Annotated in this window: 14 protein-coding genes and 1 pseudogene; 14 read left to right on the forward strand and 1 reads right to left on the reverse strand. The window is 50.2% G+C overall.

Annotated elements, in window-relative coordinates:
• The first annotated feature begins 3 nt into the window (after positions 1-3).
• The 14 genes from ACI4J0_RS08160 to ACI4J0_RS08225 all read left to right on the forward strand — a co-directional run bounded on the left by ACI4J0_RS08160 (position 4) and on the right by ACI4J0_RS08225 (position 16,286).
• Entirely contained in the window at positions 4-1,035 is a 1,032-nt protein-coding gene (locus ACI4J0_RS08160; protein ID WP_439765318.1) for a M42 family metallopeptidase, read from the forward strand.
• Entirely contained in the window at positions 1,032-2,081 is a 1,050-nt protein-coding gene (locus tag ACI4J0_RS08165; protein WP_439765319.1) for a M42 family metallopeptidase, read from the forward strand. The genes ACI4J0_RS08160 and ACI4J0_RS08165 overlap by 4 nt, the downstream gene beginning before the upstream one ends.
• The gene (locus ACI4J0_RS08170; protein ID WP_439765320.1) at positions 2,078-2,788 is read left to right on the forward strand and encodes a GNAT family N-acetyltransferase; all 711 of its coding nucleotides are present in this window, start codon (positions 2,078-2,080) and stop codon (positions 2,786-2,788) included. The genes ACI4J0_RS08165 and ACI4J0_RS08170 overlap by 4 nt, the downstream gene beginning before the upstream one ends.
• Positions 2,789-4,087 carry an aminotransferase class I/II-fold pyridoxal phosphate-dependent enzyme gene (locus tag ACI4J0_RS08175; protein WP_439765321.1) on the forward strand — a complete coding sequence of 433 codons (1,299 nt, stop codon included), beginning with the start codon at positions 2,789-2,791 and terminating at the stop codon, positions 4,085-4,087.
• Between the two features lie 255 nt (positions 4,088-4,342).
• The gene (locus tag ACI4J0_RS08180; RefSeq protein ID WP_439765322.1) at positions 4,343-4,615 is read left to right on the forward strand and encodes a hypothetical protein; all 273 of its coding nucleotides are present in this window, start codon (positions 4,343-4,345) and stop codon (positions 4,613-4,615) included.
• On the forward strand, positions 4,599-4,877 hold the full coding sequence (locus ACI4J0_RS08185) for a DUF4160 domain-containing protein (RefSeq protein ID WP_439765332.1): 279 nt from the start codon (positions 4,599-4,601) through the stop codon (positions 4,875-4,877). Before ACI4J0_RS08180 ends, ACI4J0_RS08185 begins: the two co-directional genes overlap by 17 nt.
• A 114-nt stretch (positions 4,878-4,991) precedes the next feature.
• On the forward strand, positions 4,992-6,050 hold the full coding sequence (locus tag ACI4J0_RS08190) for a GGDEF domain-containing protein (RefSeq protein ID WP_439765323.1): 1,059 nt from the start codon (positions 4,992-4,994) through the stop codon (positions 6,048-6,050).
• Between the two features lie 31 nt (positions 6,051-6,081).
• Positions 6,082-6,912: a purine-nucleoside phosphorylase gene (locus ACI4J0_RS08195; protein ID WP_439765324.1), complete on the forward strand. Its 831-nt coding sequence runs from the start codon at positions 6,082-6,084 to the stop codon at positions 6,910-6,912.
• Between the two features lies 1 nt (position 6,913).
• A complete protein-coding gene (locus ACI4J0_RS08200; protein WP_439765325.1) occupies positions 6,914-7,348 on the forward strand; it encodes a GNAT family N-acetyltransferase in 435 nt (144 codons plus the stop codon).
• A gap of 166 nt (positions 7,349-7,514) precedes the next feature.
• Positions 7,515-8,102 (forward strand): ECF transporter S component, encoded by a 588-nt coding sequence (locus ACI4J0_RS08205; RefSeq protein WP_439765326.1) that lies wholly within the window; start codon positions 7,515-7,517, stop codon positions 8,100-8,102.
• 269 nt (positions 8,103-8,371) lie between these two features.
• Positions 8,372-11,296 (forward strand): VWA domain-containing protein, encoded by a 2,925-nt coding sequence (locus ACI4J0_RS08210; protein WP_439765327.1) that lies wholly within the window; start codon positions 8,372-8,374, stop codon positions 11,294-11,296.
• A 229-nt stretch (positions 11,297-11,525) separates the two neighbouring features.
• Positions 11,526-12,947 (forward strand): hypothetical protein, encoded by a 1,422-nt coding sequence (locus tag ACI4J0_RS08215; protein WP_439765328.1) that lies wholly within the window; start codon positions 11,526-11,528, stop codon positions 12,945-12,947.
• A 166-nt stretch (positions 12,948-13,113) separates the two neighbouring features.
• Positions 13,114-14,289, forward strand: a complete 1,176-nt coding sequence (locus tag ACI4J0_RS08220; RefSeq protein WP_439765329.1) for an iron-containing alcohol dehydrogenase — start codon at positions 13,114-13,116, stop codon at positions 14,287-14,289.
• Positions 14,290-15,017: 728 nt separating this feature from the next.
• Positions 15,018-16,286 carry a hemolysin family protein gene (locus ACI4J0_RS08225; protein ID WP_439765330.1) on the forward strand — a complete coding sequence of 423 codons (1,269 nt, stop codon included), beginning with the start codon at positions 15,018-15,020 and terminating at the stop codon, positions 16,284-16,286.
• A 113-nt stretch (positions 16,287-16,399) separates the two neighbouring features.
• Here ACI4J0_RS08225 and ACI4J0_RS08230 read toward each other — a convergent pair.
• Positions 16,400-16,831: pseudogene (locus ACI4J0_RS08230) on the reverse strand (hypothetical protein); the annotation flags it as partial.

Consider the following 16,831-nt stretch of genomic DNA (forward strand, 5'->3'; position numbering starts at 1 on the left):
CAAATGAACAAAAAAGAACTTGCGGAGCTTATTATCCGCATTGCAGACTCGGAGGGCGTTTCGGGAAATGAAACAGACACTGCCCTTCTCTGCAAAAGCGAGCTGCTCCGATATACGGATAAGGCCGAACTGAAAAATGGCAATGTCATTGCCCATTTCGGGGAAAGAAGCGATAAAAAGCCCCATGTCCTCCTTGACGCTCACCTTGACAGGGTGGGAATGATAGTCACAAGCATTACGGAGGAGGGCTTTGTGAAGGCAGACTGCATAGGCGGTCTTGACAGGCGCATTTTCCCCGCACAGAGGGTCGTGATACACGGCAGGGAGAATATAGAAGGCGTTATCTGCACCCTGCCCCCACATCTGAAAAAGGACAGCTCCGTTATGGAGAAAGATCAGATATATATCGACCCCATTTCGGACAGAGAAACGGTCAGAGAAAAAATTTCCCTCGGAGACCCTGTCTCCTTTGACTCCCCCTGCACCGAGCTTTTAAACGGACGTATCTGCGGCGCAGGACTTGACGACCGCTGCGGTATTGCTGCAATAATTAAGGCTGTTGACAGCCTTTGCGGCGAGTATGACAGCCTGCCCTATACCTTTACGGTAATGTTTTCCGCACAGGAGGAACTGGGCGAAAGGGGAGCCTGCATAGGCGCATTTGACATCGACCCCGATATTTCCATAGCAGTCGATGTAAGCTTTGCCCTCTGCGGCGGCGAGGATCCGAAAAAGTGCGGCGAGCTGTCAAAGGGCTGTATGATAGGCATTGCGCCCTCTCTTGACAGAGCCCTTTCAAATTGGTTCATAAACCGCGCAAAGGCAAATGATATACCCTATCAGCTTGAAGTGATGAACGGTACCACAGGCACCAATGCGGACAGATTTTCCGTAAATAAGTGCGGCTCAAAAGCAGTGACCCTCTCCATACCTCTCAGATATATGCACACTCCCGCCGAGGTAATAGACGTTTCCGACTGCGAGCTTACAGCGGAGCTTATCGCCGCATTTCTGAAAGCAGGTGATGTGAAATGAGCATAAATGTAAACAAGGAGCTGCTTCGTGAGCTGCTTGAAAAGCTGTGCAAAATCGACGGAGCCTCGGGACAGGAGGACAGGGTAAGAAAATTTATCCTTGACACCATCGGGGACAAATGTGAATGTCGGGTAACACCCCTTGGCTGTGTCATAGCCGAATACAAGGGAAAAAAGCCTGCCGCAAAAAAGCTGATGATATCCGCCCATATGGACGAGGTAGGGCTTATCGTAACGGGGATAAACGCCGACGGAACGCTTAACATCAACTGCATAGGCGGCGTTGAGGCGGATGCGGTTATCGGCAGACAGGTAAGGCTTGAAAGCGGCATTATGGGCGCAGTAGGCTCGAGAGCCGTCCACAATATGACCGAGGAGCAGCGCAAAACTGCCCCGAAATTCGACGGACTTTACATCGACATCGGAGCGATCGACAAGGCAGACGCCGAAAAGCAGGTCTCCCTCGGTGACTATGCGTATTTCACCTGCGGCTATGCTCAAAGAAACGGCATTATCCGCTCAAAGGCAATAGACGACAGAGCAGGCTGTGCCATAATGCTTGCAATGATACTTGAAAACGCTCTCGAATACGACTGCACCTTCACCTTTGTGACACAGGAGGAAATCGGACTTCGGGGAGCAAGGACTGCGGCATTTGAAGCAGCTCCCGACTTTGCCCTTGTCCTTGAAGCCACCACCGCCGCCGACATACCTCTTTCCGAGGGCGACAAGCGGTGCTGTAGCTTAGGAGAGGGACCCGTTGTGTCCTATATGGACAGAAGCACCCTCTATGACAGGGAGCTTTATAAGCTTTCCGTAAGGCTTGCCGAGGAGATCGGCGTAAAGCGCCAGACCAAAACGGTCATTGCAGGCGGAAACGACAGCGGAGCCATACACATAAGCCGCGGAGGAGTGCGCACCTGCGCCGTATCCGTACCCTGCCGCTATCTGCACACCCCATGCTGCGTTATAAACGAGGAGGATTATTTTGACTCCTATGCCCTGAGCCTGTCAATGGCAATGGAGATACTTTCGGGCAGGGTATGATAAAGCTTATTACAGACCCCTCGGAGCTTGTCCTTGACAAAAGCTATTACAGCGGCAGGATAGAAGCTGCCTGCAAGGCTTACGGCACGGGATATGATTTTTGCAGGCTCTACAGCTTTGACAAAGGCAGCGCACTTATCTACAACTGCTCCGCGGTCATAAGCGGAGAATGTGACGATACAGCCGAGCTTCAAAGCTTTATTATGATAAATTCCCCCGAGACTGTAGAATGTCCGCCCCATATGGCTGAAAGGCTCACCCTTGACGGCTATGAAAAACGCCGCAGAACTATGTTTGAGCGTAAAGCTGTCCCGCAGACCGAAAACTGCCCCGAAGCGGCAAGCCTTATGAAAATGTATGAAATAGTGAAATGTTCCTTCGGGGAAACGGAGCTTGATATGTGGTATGCGGATATGTCCCACCGCATACGTCACGGGGTATCAAAGGCGTATATGTACAAAAACGCCGCCTGTGCCTGCGTTGATTTTATATATGAGGGAGCGGCGTATATCTCACAGGTCGCCGTTATGCCCGCCGAAAGGGGCAAGGGCTTTGGCAGAAAAATGCTGGAAACCATATCGGGCGAGCTTTACAAAACGGGAACAGTTCCCCGTCTATGGGCATATGATGACGTTATGGGCTTTTATCGCTCTGTAGGATTTAAAGAGATCGATAAAGACTTTATTTACAAAAAGGAGATAATATAAATGGCAGAAATTTTTGACCCCAAGCCCGTTGTACAGAAGGGCTTTGAAATCGAGGAAAGAATACTCAAAGCGGCTGCAAAGGCTGAGGAAGCCTGCGAGAGCGCATTCAAGGAGATAGACCGCACCGCCAGATATAACGGCGAAAAGGTGCTCAAAGCCTTTATCGACAACAAGGTAAGCGATGTATGTATGAAGGGCAGCGCAGGCTATGGCTATGACGACCTGGGACGTGATACCCTTGACAAGGTGTTTGCCCAGTCAATGGGAGCGGAGGACGCCCTTGTGCGCCACAACATCGTTTCGGGCACCCACGCCCTCACCATTGCCCTTTTCGGAGTTCTCAGAAAGGGGGACAAAATGGTCTCCCTCACAGGCAGACCCTATGATACACTTGAAGAGGTCATCGGTCTCAGGGGCAGCGGAAACGGCTCCCTTGCAGACTATGGCGTTGAATACGAGCAGGTTGACCTTACCCCCGACGGCAAGCCCAATGTTGCGGAGATATTCCAGAAGGTAAAGGGCGCAAAGCTTGCCTATATCCAGCGTTCAAGGGGCTATTCCCTCCGTCCCTCTCTTACGGTAAACGGCATTGCGGAGATAGTCAAGGCGGCAAAGGGCGCAAACCCCGATATCATCGTAATGGTGGATAACTGCTACGGCGAATTTGTGGAGAAGTCCGAGCCTGTTTCCGCAGGAGCAGACCTGATAGTCGGCTCGCTTATCAAGAATCCCGGCGGCGGAATTGCCGAAACGGGCGGATATATCGCAGGCACAAAGAAGCTTGTGGAGCAGGTGTCCTACCGTCTTACCTGTCCCGGAGTGGGCAGAGAGGCAGGCTGCTCCCTTGACCAGAACAAGAGAATGTACCAGGGACTTTTCTATGCTCCCGAGGTGGTTGCAAACGCTCTCAAGACTGCCACATTCACAAGCGCGGTAATGACTCAGCTTGGCTATCAGTGCTATCCTGCTCCCGGTGAGCCCAGAGGGGATATCATCACCGCAGTGCTTATGAAAAACTCCCAGAACCTTATCGCATTCTGCAAGGGCATACAGAAGGGCTCGCCCGTTGACAGCTTTGTATCGCCCGAGCCATGGGATATGCCCGGCTATGACAGCCAGGTAATAATGGCGGCAGGCGCGTTCAACAACGGCGCGTCGATCGAGCTTTCCGCCGATGCCCCCCTCAGAGAACCCTACGCAGCATATGTCCAGGGCGGACTTACATACGCCACGGGCAGAATGGGCGTGCTCTGCGCATTGCAGGAGATGTTTGAGAAAAGGTGCTTAAAGCTGTTCTGAGGCGGGTGACGACCCGCGGCGGCGGGGGACGCCCCGCGCCGATAGGTACAATATCAGCCCGATAAGTCGGAATATATTGGTCAGCATATTTGTGTCGTTACCGAGCCGACAGTCTGCCGCACGAATAAATTACAGAACGTCTCGCCGCGGGGAGTCCCCCGCCGGTCTTGTAATTTCCCGACTAACCGGAATTGGCTTTATTATTTATTCTTTATAGAAATTGGTATTCTGTCATATTAAAAAGGAGGCTTCGCTATGATGTACCCGTTTTTAACTCTCGATGACGAGACAGAGATAACGCACTCCGAGCTTCTTCCGTCAGGCAAGGTCAAGGTGTATATTGAAAAGCCCGATGAAAAGGATTGCTTTCATCATATGATATGTTATCTTCCCGATTATTCCATAGATGATGTTTATGGTTTCAGCAATGATGAAGTTGACAAATATATGAATATAGTGCGGTCTACTGCACATCTGATCATGGAGTTTGCGGAAGAAGGAGGTTTTGAACGTGCCTCAGGTCTTTAAGATAGGTTCTTTTTGGGTCTATTTCTGGTCTAATGAAAATGAACCTTTAGAGCCTGTCCACGTTCACATTGCCGAGGGGAAACCGCAGGCAAACGGTACAAAGGTGTGGATAACCTCCTGCGGAAAGTGTCTTCCTGCAAACAATAACTCTCAGATACCTGAGAAGGCTCTTAGAAATATTATCAGAGTAATAGAAGCAAGAAGCGATGAGATAATTGAAAAGTGGGAAAGCTTTTTCGGAGAGATAAGATTTTATTGCTGAATATCCGCTCATATCTGATGATACGCTGAAAAAACGAGAGCAGTCGCTCTCGCTGTATATGCCATGTGCGGACTTTCATACATCTCGGTCATCACCGCCCGAAAGGATAAAAATATGAACAACAGAGAGATAATTAAGTTAAACTTGAAAAAGAACTGGCATGGGTACGAGGCATTTCTGATACTCATCGCTGCCCTTGAAGGCATGATGATGATCTATGGGGCGATAAATTTTGATTTTGGCGATATAAAGCGAAAGCTGTATTTTACCTGCTATGTGTTTTTATTCATCTGTTCGATCTTAGCGATAACCGTTAACCGCATTTGCATGAAAAGACCTAAGCTTGGAAAGGCAGCCATATCGAATGTGTGCATATACAATGGGGTGCTCATATTCTGGTCTGCCGTCATATCCGCACTGGACATAAACGGCGGGGGCTATCCCGTGACCTATATGACTATCCTTGCGGCTGTGGGAAGTATAAGCTCTCTGCCGCCACTGATATATTCCTGTTACGCATTGTGCTCATCGGCTGGAATGATAGCCATTGTTAAATTTATGGGAGAAGGCGGGACTTTCCGGCTGCATATCCCGTTTTTCCTCAATCATTTCATATTCCTGCTGGTGGTCATTGCGGTCGAGACGAGAAATTATCATACCGTAAAGCAGCAGTATCTTCTGGAACAGCAGCTTGAAAAGCTCGCCTGCATTGACGGACTGACGGGCATTTCAAACCGCCGCTCTCTTGACAGCTATATGGAAAAGCTTCTTGAGGAGGACAGTACATTTTCATTCGTTCTCCTTGATGTGGACAATTTCAAATCCATAAACGATACATACGGTCACGGGGAGGGTGACACCTCTCTCATAAGCATTGCCCATATCCTCACCGAGATATTCGGAGAGAATGTTTTCAGGTACGGCGGTGACGAATTTGCGGTTATTTCCTTTGAAAATGCCGAAGCCACAGCCGAAAAAATGGCTCTTGTGAACCGCAGGCTCAGGGAAAGAAATACCGAATATATCCTCCAGACCTGCTCGGGCGTGTATTACAATGAAGACAGTGACGATGAGCGCAGGATATTCGAGCGTGCCGATCATGCCCTTTATGAAGCAAAGCAGAACGGCAAAGCACGTTCCGTTATTTACGGCACATCGGTACATAAGGTGTGATACCAAATAATTATCGAAAGGAAGTACCCCTATGTCAAAACGCTATGAAAGACTTATGAAATGCTATGAATGCTTTAAGGCAAAGGTTGACTTTACCCCGAAAATTGCTCTTATCCTGGGGTCGGGTCTGGGCGACTACGCCGACGGCATCGACATCAGAGCCACCCTTGATTATAAGGATATCGAGGGCTTTCCCGTTTCCACCGCCCCCGGTCATAAGGGACGGTTCGTGTTCGGCTATGTGGGCGAGGTGCCCGTGGTGGTAATGCAGGGCAGAGTCCACTACTATGAAGGCTATCCCATGGAGGACGTGGTGCTCCCCGTAAGGCTTATGAAGCTCATGGGAGCAGAGGTGCTCTTTGTCACCAATGCGGCAGGGGGCGTTAACTGGCACTTTGAGTGCGGCGATTTTATGCTCATAAACGACCAGATATGTATGGCTCCCTCCCCACTTATCGGTGAAAACCTTGACGAGCTGGGTCCCCGTTTCCCCGATATGAGCGAGATATACAGCAAGAAGCTTCGCGATATCGTGAAAAAGACCGCAAGAGAGCTTGATGTACCTCTCAGAGAGGGCGTTTACATTCAGCTCACAGGTCCAAATTACGAGTCCCCTTCGGAAGTGAGAATGGTGAGAACTCTTGGCGCAGACGCCGTGGGAATGTCCACCGCCTGCGAAGCCATTGCCGCAAATCACATGGGAATGAAAACAGTGGGAATTTCCTGCATATCAAACCTTGCCTGCGGAGTATCCAACCGTCCCCTTTCCCATGCCGAGGTGCAGGAAACTGCCGACAGGGTGGCACCCCTGTTCAAGAAGCTCATAACCGCCTCGGTGCAGAACATCGCAAAGGAGCTGTGATATGATAAGAGAGGCAGACTATTCCGACCTTGAGGGGCTGTTGGAGCTTTACACCTATCTCCACGGCGATCCCATACCCGAAAAGAATGACGAGCTTGCCTGCTTGTGGGACAGGATAATGAGCGACAAGGACCATCACATCATAGTCGCCGAGGAGGACGGTATTATCGCTTCCTCCTGCGTATGCGTGATAATTCCCAACCTCACCCACGGTCAGCAGCCCTATGCATTCGCAGAAAATGTTGTCACCCGTCCCGAGTACCGCAAAAAGGGGCTTGCCACAGCCTGCCTTGACTTCGCAAAGAATATTGCCGAAAAAGAGGGCTGCTACAAGATAATGCTCCTGACAGGCTCAAAGGAGGAAAGCACTCTCAGATTTTACGAGCGTGCAGGCTTTAACCGCAACGACAAGACCGCTTTTATCAGATGGATATGACGGACGTGTAAAGTATTTCCATATTAAAGAGTGTCATTTTGTGCAAAAGCGATATTTCGCATTTACCCTCTTGAAAAATGCGAAGTACCGTGCTATAATACTATTGTATTGTATCCGAAGTTGTATTGTATCCCGAAAGGGAATAATAACAAGGAGGATCTTAATTATGCGTGAAAAAACAAGAGCAATTGTGGGAACAGGTATTCTCACCGCCATTGTGGTGGTCCTGCAGGCATTGGCTATCGGCATCAAGTTCGGACCATTCTGCGTAACTTTCGTGCTTATTCCAATAGTAGTCGGAGCGGCGCTGTACGGATATAAGTCGGGTGCGTGGCTGGGCTTTGTGTTCGGAGCAGTAGTTCTCTGCACCGACGCTGCCGCATTTATGGCGATAAACGCTGCGGGAACTGTCATTACAGTACTGCTCAAGGGAATCTTAGCAGGTCTGGGAGCAGGACTTGTCTACAAGCTCCTTGAGAACAAAAACCGCATTGCTGCGGTAATTGCCGCCGCTGTGGTCTGCCCCGTTATCAATACGGGCGTGTTCCTCTTAGGCTGCGTTGTGTTTTTCCTCGATACCATTACGGAGTGGGCTCAGGGCGCAGGCTTTGCCTCTGTGGGAGCTTACCTTATTTTCGGAATGGTTGGACTCAACTTCCTCGTTGAAATGGTAAGCAACATTCTGCTCAGCTCTGTTATCGTGAAGGTGCTTAACATCATCAAGAAGCCCAAAAAGCCTGCGGTGGCTGCATAAACCGCATTTTTCCAGGGGAGAAGCGCATTGCTCTCCACCGACATTTTTCAAAAAAATCATTGCGTGATACAATACATAGAGCATTAAAGCCGCAGGCTGTTACCTGCGGCTTTATACTGTTTGACGAATGTTAAATAAAATTGCAGAAATATTCATAAATAAAAATGGCAAAACCTGTTGACGGGATCCCCCTTTATATAATATAATTAAATAATAAGCTTGAATTTTATCGGCGTAAATAAACGATTACATAAATGGAAGTGAAAAACTTGAGCAACAATAAAAAGAAGAAAAAGAAGGCTGCTCCCGCTCCTGCGGCACCCGAGACCGCGGCTGCAAATGCTGCTTCGGAAAATGGGGAGGACGAGGCAAATATCCCCGTCCAGAGCTTCAGCGAGATGATGGCTTTCTCAGATGATGATATGGGCGATGACGAGCCTGCACCCAAGGCAGAGGAGAAGTCTGCACCCAAGACGGAGGAAAAGCCTGCACCCAAGGCAGAGGAAAAGCCTGCTCCAAAGACAGAGGAAAAGCCTGCTCCCAAGGCGGAAAATAAGCAGATAATGACTGCCGAGGAGACCCTTTCATCAGGTCCTATGATATCCGAAGCGGAGGCTGCCCGCAGAGCAAGAGCCGAGGACGCTCTTGACCGAGACCTTGCCGCCGCAAGAAAGAAGAAGCTCCAGGAAGAAGCCTACAACAAGCATCAGCGCGATATGGAAATGCAGAAGGAGGCTGAGCGCCTCAGTCGGGCTGAGCAGGCAAGGCAGCGGCAGGACAACGTTCAGGAGATGGCGAAAAAGCGTGCCGAGCTTAAAGCCGCTCAGGAGGCGATCGCCGCTTCCGAGGCAAAGGCAGCCGCAAACTCCGCTGCCGAAGCGGCACGGCGCAAGCATAATGCCAACAAGCGCTTTAACCGTGCTATCCTTTCCATGAAGGCGGGCAAGGCTGTGCTGGTGATAGTGATACTTCTCATTCTCGCCTATGCGGGTGCGTTCATCTATGTGGGCGCAAAGAATGACGAGTTCTATACCGACCTTGAGACCAAGCTGAACAGCCGCAGCCAGATAGTATCAAACGAGAATGACAGCTACGAGGTGCCCGAAATAAGCCCTCTTACCGCCGAGCAGAAGGACGATCTGGGGCTTTACCGCTTCCTTGCGGACTCCGATATGGACGGACTTCCCGATGAATACGAGATAAGGGAGTCACACACCGATCCCCTCAATGCCGACTGCGACGGAGACGGCGTTCTTGACGGCAGAGAGGTGAGAGCGGAGCTTGACCCCAATAACCCCTGCACCGACGGCTCCACCCCCGACGGAGAGGTCATAAGGGACATCACCGTTTCCGAAAGAAGCGTGGCGGCTAAGATAACGGGTATTCCCAATACAGCCTACACCTCCCTTTCAAAGCTTGCAAACAACAGTATCCAGGGCACTCCCGGACTTGTGGGTTATGCCTACGAGTTCTACACCGACAAGAATTTTGACAGCTGTACCATGACCTTTTCCTACAGCGAAAAGGAAATTGTTGAGGGCGGAGTGACCGAGAGCGCACTTTCGGTATACCGCTTTGACGAGGACAAGCTTCTGTTTGAAAAGCTTGCCAGCACCCTTGACGCAAAGGGCAATACCGTCAGCGCCGAGATAACCGAAAGCGGCGTTTACGCTGTATGCGACGCGTCCGTGCTTATGCAGAAGGGATCTACCAATATTTTCTTCCTTATTGACAATTCGGGCTCTATGTATCCCGAGGAGCTGTGCGCCAATTCCGAGGAGAATGACGTTGAGTTCAAGCGCCTTGACTTTGCGGTAAATCTCATCGATATGCTGGGCAATGAAGCAAATTACGGCGCAGGCGAATTTTCCGGCGGCTATGCTCAGATAACTCCCATTTCAAACGATTCCGATGCGGTCAAGAAGCAGATATCCGATATCAGGAACAAGCATCAGGTATTTTCGGGCACCGAGATAGCAGGAGCCATAAAGAGCGCTGTGGCAGAGTTCGGCAGCGTTCGTCCCAGCGATAAGAACTACATAATCCTGCTCACCGACGGTATGCCCTCAAATTATGACGCAGCCGCAGAAAAGCAGGCTGTTGAGCTGGCTAAGAGCAGCGGCATCACCGTATTCACCATCGGTCTGGGCAAAAAGATAGACACCGAGTACCTTTTCAACATCGCCGAGGATACAAACGGTCAGTTCTTCCAGGCGTCAAACGCCGACGCTCTGGAAAATATCTACGATAAGATACAGAGCTTTATGTCCTACAATCAGGTGACTATCGAGGAGGAGAGCGGCAGAAAGGGCTATATCGTTGCCGATTCGGGCTTTAACGTTCTCAAGGACGGCATCGGCTACAGCAATTTCCGCTCCGACTTTGCGCCGAGCGGCACCGATAAGGGCATTGCAGGACTTATCAGAGCCTACTACACCGGCGAGCTGAGCCTTGCGGAAAAGGGCTTTACCACTATAGACGGCAAGACCGTTGAGGGCTATGACATCAGCGGCGTCCAGAGCTTTACGGACAGCAGGACCGACCTTTCCAACGTCAAGATGGATATCCTTGACTCCTACACCGAGTATCTTGCCCTTCCCAACAAGTGGGATTTCCGTAAGATAAGAAACGGCGTGCTGGGCTACAGCGAGGAGACAAGAGACTTTATCGACAGCCATATGATGAAGGTCATCACTGCCGATTTCAGCTTCAAGGCTCCCGAGTCCGACTCTCTGACGGAATTCCTGAGAACTATTACATTCAACAAGCTCAAGGGCTTTGATTCCTATGAAAGCGTCCTTATCGACAGCACTATGTGTCAGGGCGACGACCTTGCCGTTATGAATATGCTCAGATGGTTTGACGCATATCCCCGGTCGGGAAAATGCACGGTATACGACTTCGGATATCAGGGCGACATGGCTCTTGACGAGCTTGTGAACGAGCTAACCACAGGAAGCCCTGCGGTCATCGTTTACGGCGGAACGGCTATGAATGCAGTGCGCATCGTCCGTGACGCAAAGTCCCCGAACCTGTTTGTTATAGACGCATATGACTGCAACTCTCCCGAGCGCAGCACAAGGATAAGTCTTCTCAGAACTCCCATTTATGACGGAAGCGGCGTTACTTCATATCAGTATTCCGCTTCAAGAGGAAGCGAACCCGAATCGCTGCAGATAATCGTGTCCGAGTAATTATCCCCCGTATTTCTCCGTTTGTGGGAAATGCGGGGATCTTTATTGTGCAGTATGATAAATCGGGACCTGTTTTTACGGCGGCTTATTGATAAAATCAACGGAAGTGAGGTCTATGATATCAAAATTTAAAAAAATATGTAGACATAAGGCGCAGGTTATGGTATAATATAAAGTATCTATGAAATTGCCCGATCTATGGGCAGCTGAAAGGATTGGTCAAATAAAAATGTCAAAGCTTAATATAAAGAAGATCGCAGCGCTGAGTTGTGCGGCAGCAATGCTGGGCTCTCTTACCGCCTGCGGAGAGAAAACCACCTGGGGTGCTGTTATTGACGGCGTTCAGATACCCGCAGGCGTGTTCATCTACTACCTTGAGACCGCTCATTACGAGGCACAGCAGAAGCTTTCCGAGCAGCAGGCTGCCGAAACAACTGCTGACCTGAGCCCCGAGGGCGCAGCTGCTCAGTCCTCCGAGACAGTTACCCTGCCCCTCTTCTCTTCACAGATAGACGGAGTTGATGCAAAGCAGTGGATATATGACGAGGCTACCAAGTCTATGCAGGAATATGCCGCTGTGGAGGCAAAATTTGACGAGTACGGACTTACCCTCAGCGATGAGGACAAGGAGACCGCTCAGGTATATCTGGACCAGATGTGGGAATATGCAGGAGAGTATTACACCTCTATGGGTATCAGCGAAAATTCCTACAAGTCCATCTTCCTTAATTCCTCCAAGAAGCAGAAGCTGTTTGAGACGATTTATTCCGAGGGCGGCGAGAGAGCCGTTTCCGATGACGAGATAAAGACTTATCTTGACGAGAATTACGCTCTTATCAATTACATTGAGGTTGAACTGAGGGACGGCGAGGGCAATCTTCTCAAGTCTGACGGCAAGGCTGAGCGTATGGAAATGCTGAACAGCTACATCGAGCGTTATAAGAACGGCGAGGATTTCGACGAGCTTAATGCAGAGTATGTGACATATTACGATAACCTCAAGAAGGCTGCCGAAGAAGCTGCCGCTGCCGAAGAAGCTGCCGCTGCCGAGGAGGCAGCAAATGCGGAGACTGCTCCCGAGGAAACTGCCGAAGTTGCCCAGTCTCCCGCTGAGGCTCCTCTTGCAGGTGAGGGAGACGAGCTTATTGACAGCGACGAGGAAGCTCCCGAAGAGGCCATGGCTCCCGCCGAGGAGACAGAAGCAGAGGAGACTGCTGCTCCCGAAGCTGAGGAAACTGCTGCCGAAACAACCGAAGCAGCCGCAGAGGAAACCGCCGCTGCCGAAAGCGAGACTGTTGCCATTGACGACCAGAGCGTTACCATCGGTGCGGTAAGCTCCAATAAGACCGCTATCGAAAAGGCTGATATGACTGTTCCCTGCCCCGAGGTGGCAGAGAAGGTGTTCGGCAGTATGAACAAGGGCGACCTTGAGATAGTGGAGACTGCCGACGGCGAGCATTACTATCTTGTTCTGAAGCTTGATATCCTTGAGGAAGAGGATTATTTCACCTCCGCAAGAGACTCTCTCCTTTCCGAGATGAAGTTTGACGAGTTCGAGGATATGATCGCCCAGTGGACTACAGCTCAGAGCGTTTCCAAGAACGATGCCGCATACAAGAGATACGACCCCGAGAAGATGTTCTCCGAGTAATATGTGATATATAAGTCCGCAGAGAAGCGATTTTCTGCGGACTTTTTTTATCGTAAAGCGGGAGTAAAATCTTTCATAAAATACTTGAAAATTTTCCCGTATCGTGGTATTATATTATATAATACTATTAGCTACTGAAAAGCGCGGGGAAAGGACGGTCATATTTATGCATGATTTTGTATATCATAATACTACGAAGATCATTTTCGGAAAAAGCTCAATGGATAATATCGGCAGGGAAGCCGCACTTTACGGCAAGGTCATGCTTGTTTTCGGCGGCGGCTCCGTAAGGGAGAACGGCGTTTATGACAAGACCATAGCGTCTCTCAAGGAAAGCGGCGTGGAATACTGCCAGCTATGGGGCGTAAAGCCCAATCCCAGGATAAGCAAGGTCAGAGAGGGCGTAGAGATGGCGCGAAATGAGGGAGTTTCCCTTATCCTTGCGGTGGGCGGCGGCAGCGTTATCGACACAGCCAAGGCGATCGCAGCAGGAGTTCCCTATGATGGGGATCCATGGGATTTTTACGGCAGCGCAAAGGCTCCCGAGATCGCACTTCCCGTGGGAGTTGTCCTCACTATCCCTGCAGCAGGCTCCGAATGTTCCATGTCCTCGGTCATAAGCAATGAGGAAACAGGAGAAAAGCTGGGCTGTACAGCCGAATGCTTCCTTCCCCGTTTTGCGGTGATGGACCCCGAAAATACATATACTCTCCCCGCTTATCAGACTGCCTGCGGTGCGGCTGATATGCTGGCTCATCTGATGGAGAGATACTTTGTGAAGACCGAGTGCTGCGACCTTACCGACAGGCTTATCGAGGGCGCCGCTCAGACTGTCATTGAGTTTGCACCTAAGGCTCTTGCAGACCCGGAAAATTACGATGTCCGCGCTGAGCTTATGTGGACGGGCTGTATCGCCCACTGCGACATTCTCGACCGCGGCAGGGGAGAGAACGGCAGAGGCGGCGACTGGGCTTCCCATCAGCTTGAACACCAGCTTTCCGCATTTTACGATATCGCCCACGGAGCAGGACTGGCGGTTATCTTCCCCGCCTGGCTGAAATTCGTTTCGGCAAAGGACCCCTCAAAGCCTGCGCAGTTCGGCAGACGCGTGTTCGGCATTTCGGGACTGTCAGACGGCGATACCGCACAGAAAATGATAGCTTCCCTGGAGGATCTCTTCCGTTCCCTGTCTCTCCCCGTCAGACTGTCGGAAATAGGTATCGGCAGGGATAATTTTGAGGAGATGGCAAAAAGAGCCGTTGAGTCAAAGCGAGGAAAGCTGGGCTCATACGTAAGGCTCACCCCCGAGGACGTTCGGGAAATATACACCCTTGCGGAATAATTCTGCTTCTGCGGGAAAAGATCATACCGGAAATATGGGAATATGAGAGCATTTTTTTGTGAAAAAACGGCGTTTGGCTGTTTCATTTCAATTTCAGTTTGCTTTCACATAATTTACACATTGGCAGGGTATTATATAATCGTACTCAGAAATGAGTATGAATTTCATTTCAAGCTTTTATCAGGACTGTGTTTACCCCTCACAGCCTTATAAAAGAACCCCCTAATTTTTGCCCGCCGAGGTTTTACCCCGACTTCGGCGGGAATCCCCCATAATCCTATATCATGATCTTGCCCCCGCAGCTCCACAGCTCGGGGGCGCCTTTTTTGGCGGGTCGGCGGGGGTCGCCCCGCGGCGAGACCGCGCTGTTAATTTATGGGAACTGTAAAGAACATTCCGCGCCGTATAGTTTTATAGGGAAAATATACCACCAAAGCAACTCAAAAGTAACTATAGCAAGACACAGAAACAGACTGACAAAAGGAGGCGAGTGCAAAGCTTGAAGAGTTAGGAAGGAACCCGCAGGCAGGCTTGCCGCCTGTCAAGGGTGAGTGACGACACTATTCAAGCTTTGAACCGCCGAACTTGGCAGGATATTTTTGTGGATCGCTATAAGGTTACCGAGCCGCAAATTAGAAAATTTTGCAATACTTACGGGCGAATATGCGGCGGGTCGTCACCCGCCGCCGCGGGGCACCCCCCACCGCAGAAAGGTTTGATAATTTTTTATGGAATATGTCGCGATAATTGTTCTGCTTGCACTTTCGGCTTTTTTCTCGTCAGCGGAAACAGCCTTTTCCTCAGTAAATAAGATACGTCTCAAGCACGAGGCGGCGGAGGGCAATAAAAAAGCAGAGAGGGCACTCAGGATTGCCGAGAACTATGACAAAACCATAACCACTATACTTGTGGGCAACAATATAGTTAACATATTCTCAGCATCACTTGCCACACTAATATGCACCACCCTCTTTGCTGAAAAATACGGAACGGGAACTGCGGCAGCCATTTCCACCGTCGCAATGACCCTGCTGGTGCTGATATTCGGCGAGATACTGCCCAAGAGCCTTGCAAAGCAGCACGCCGACAGTATGGCGCTTGCCATATGCGGTATACTCAAGTTCTTTATAGTGATACTGACGCCTGTGACAGTGGTATTCGGCGCGCTGCAGAAGCTTGCGTCAAAGCTTTTCGGAAAGGGCAGCGGCGCCCCCTCGGTCACTGAGGACGAGCTGAAATATATAATCGACGAGATCGAGGAGGAGGGCGTGCTGGAGGAGCAGGAAAGCGACCTTGTGCGCTCAGCGCTTGAGTTTGACGATAAGAGCATATCCGAGGTCCTTATCCCGAGAGTCCGCATAACCGCTGTTGAGAGGCATGACAGCATTGACCATATCCGTGAGGTGTTTTTTGCCGAGCAGTATTCACGTATGCCCGTTTATGAGAAAAATATCGATAATATCATCGGCTTTATCCACGAGCGCGACTTTTTCAAAATGACCGTCAGCGGAGAAAGGTCGGACGGCATCGAGAGCATAATCCACGAGCTTATCTATATAACCGAATTTGCCACCGTTTCGGAGGTCCTCGCCCGTATGCAGAAGGAAAAGATACATATGGCGATAATCAAGGACCAGTACGGCGGTACCTACGGAATGGTAACCATGGAGGACCTTATCGAGGAGCTCCTGGGCGATATTTACGACGAGACGGACGAGGAGGAGCATTCCTGCGTAAAGCTCGGGGATAATGTCTACGAGTGCGCCGCTGAGCTTAATGTAAGCGATTTTGAGGAATATGCGGAGCTCCCCGAAAATTCCATCGAGACCGAAAGCTACACTATGGGCGGCTGGGCAATGGAAATTTTCGGACGGATACCCGTTCCCGGAGATATTACAAGAAGCGGCAGGTTTGTTATTGATGTGCTTGAGGCTGAGGATAACAGGATCATACGCCTTAAAGTCACCGTTGACGATAAAGCTCCCGATGATGAATAATTGGTTATTAGTATGAATTTACCGTACCGCAGACAAAAATGCGGTACGGCTTTTTTGTGCAAAAAACGGCTTCGGAATTTCTTCCGAAGCCGTTTGTCATATTAAGCTTAATGTTACTTCTCGTACTTGCTGCCGTCGTACTTTCTTCTTGTGGCAAATGCCAGAACAGCTGCGGAAGCAACTGCTGCGAAAGCAGCTATATGGAGAGGTGTGCGGTTTTCGCCGGTCTTGGGGTTGGAAATTTCGGAATCGGTAAGAGGAACATCGGGATCCTCTACATCAATGAAATCTCCCAGAGGAACATCGGGTTCATCTACTTCGATATAATCGCCCAGAGGAACATCGGACTCGGAAACCTCAACATAAGGAACAGTTGCAGAATCGGATTCATCGGGAGTCTCGGGAGCATCGGAAGTCTCGGGAACATCGGGTGTTACAGGAGCATCGGGTGTTACAGGAGCATCGGGTGTTACAGGAGCATCGGGTGTCACGGGAACATCGGGAGTCTCGGGAACATCGGGAGTCTCGGGAACATCGGGAGTCTC

The organism is Huintestinicola sp. (assembly GCF_051882455.1).
Classification (GTDB): Bacteria; Bacillota; Clostridia; order Oscillospirales; family Ruminococcaceae; genus Huintestinicola.

What these genes read in the sequence shown, in the direction of transcription:
- ACI4J0_RS08160 (WP_439765318.1), top strand. Translation starts at nt 4, where the DNA reads ATGAACAAAAAAGAACTTGCGGAGCTTATTATCCGCATTGCAGACTCG.
- ACI4J0_RS08165 (WP_439765319.1), top strand. Translation starts at nt 1,032, where the DNA reads ATGAGCATAAATGTAAACAAGGAGCTGCTTCGTGAGCTGCTTGAAAAG.
- ACI4J0_RS08170 (WP_439765320.1), top strand. Translation starts at nt 2,078, where the DNA reads ATGATAAAGCTTATTACAGACCCCTCGGAGCTTGTCCTTGACAAAAGC.
- ACI4J0_RS08175 (WP_439765321.1), top strand. Translation starts at nt 2,789, where the DNA reads ATGGCAGAAATTTTTGACCCCAAGCCCGTTGTACAGAAGGGCTTTGAA.
- ACI4J0_RS08180 (WP_439765322.1), top strand. Translation starts at nt 4,343, where the DNA reads ATGATGTACCCGTTTTTAACTCTCGATGACGAGACAGAGATAACGCAC.
- ACI4J0_RS08190 (WP_439765323.1), top strand. Translation starts at nt 4,992, where the DNA reads ATGAACAACAGAGAGATAATTAAGTTAAACTTGAAAAAGAACTGGCAT.
- ACI4J0_RS08195 (WP_439765324.1), top strand. Translation starts at nt 6,082, where the DNA reads ATGTCAAAACGCTATGAAAGACTTATGAAATGCTATGAATGCTTTAAG.
- ACI4J0_RS08200 (WP_439765325.1), top strand. Translation starts at nt 6,914, where the DNA reads ATGATAAGAGAGGCAGACTATTCCGACCTTGAGGGGCTGTTGGAGCTT.
- ACI4J0_RS08205 (WP_439765326.1), top strand. Translation starts at nt 7,515, where the DNA reads ATGCGTGAAAAAACAAGAGCAATTGTGGGAACAGGTATTCTCACCGCC.
- ACI4J0_RS08215 (WP_439765328.1), top strand. Translation starts at nt 11,526, where the DNA reads ATGTCAAAGCTTAATATAAAGAAGATCGCAGCGCTGAGTTGTGCGGCA.
- ACI4J0_RS08220 (WP_439765329.1), top strand. Translation starts at nt 13,114, where the DNA reads ATGCATGATTTTGTATATCATAATACTACGAAGATCATTTTCGGAAAA.
- ACI4J0_RS08225 (WP_439765330.1), top strand. Translation starts at nt 15,018, where the DNA reads ATGGAATATGTCGCGATAATTGTTCTGCTTGCACTTTCGGCTTTTTTC.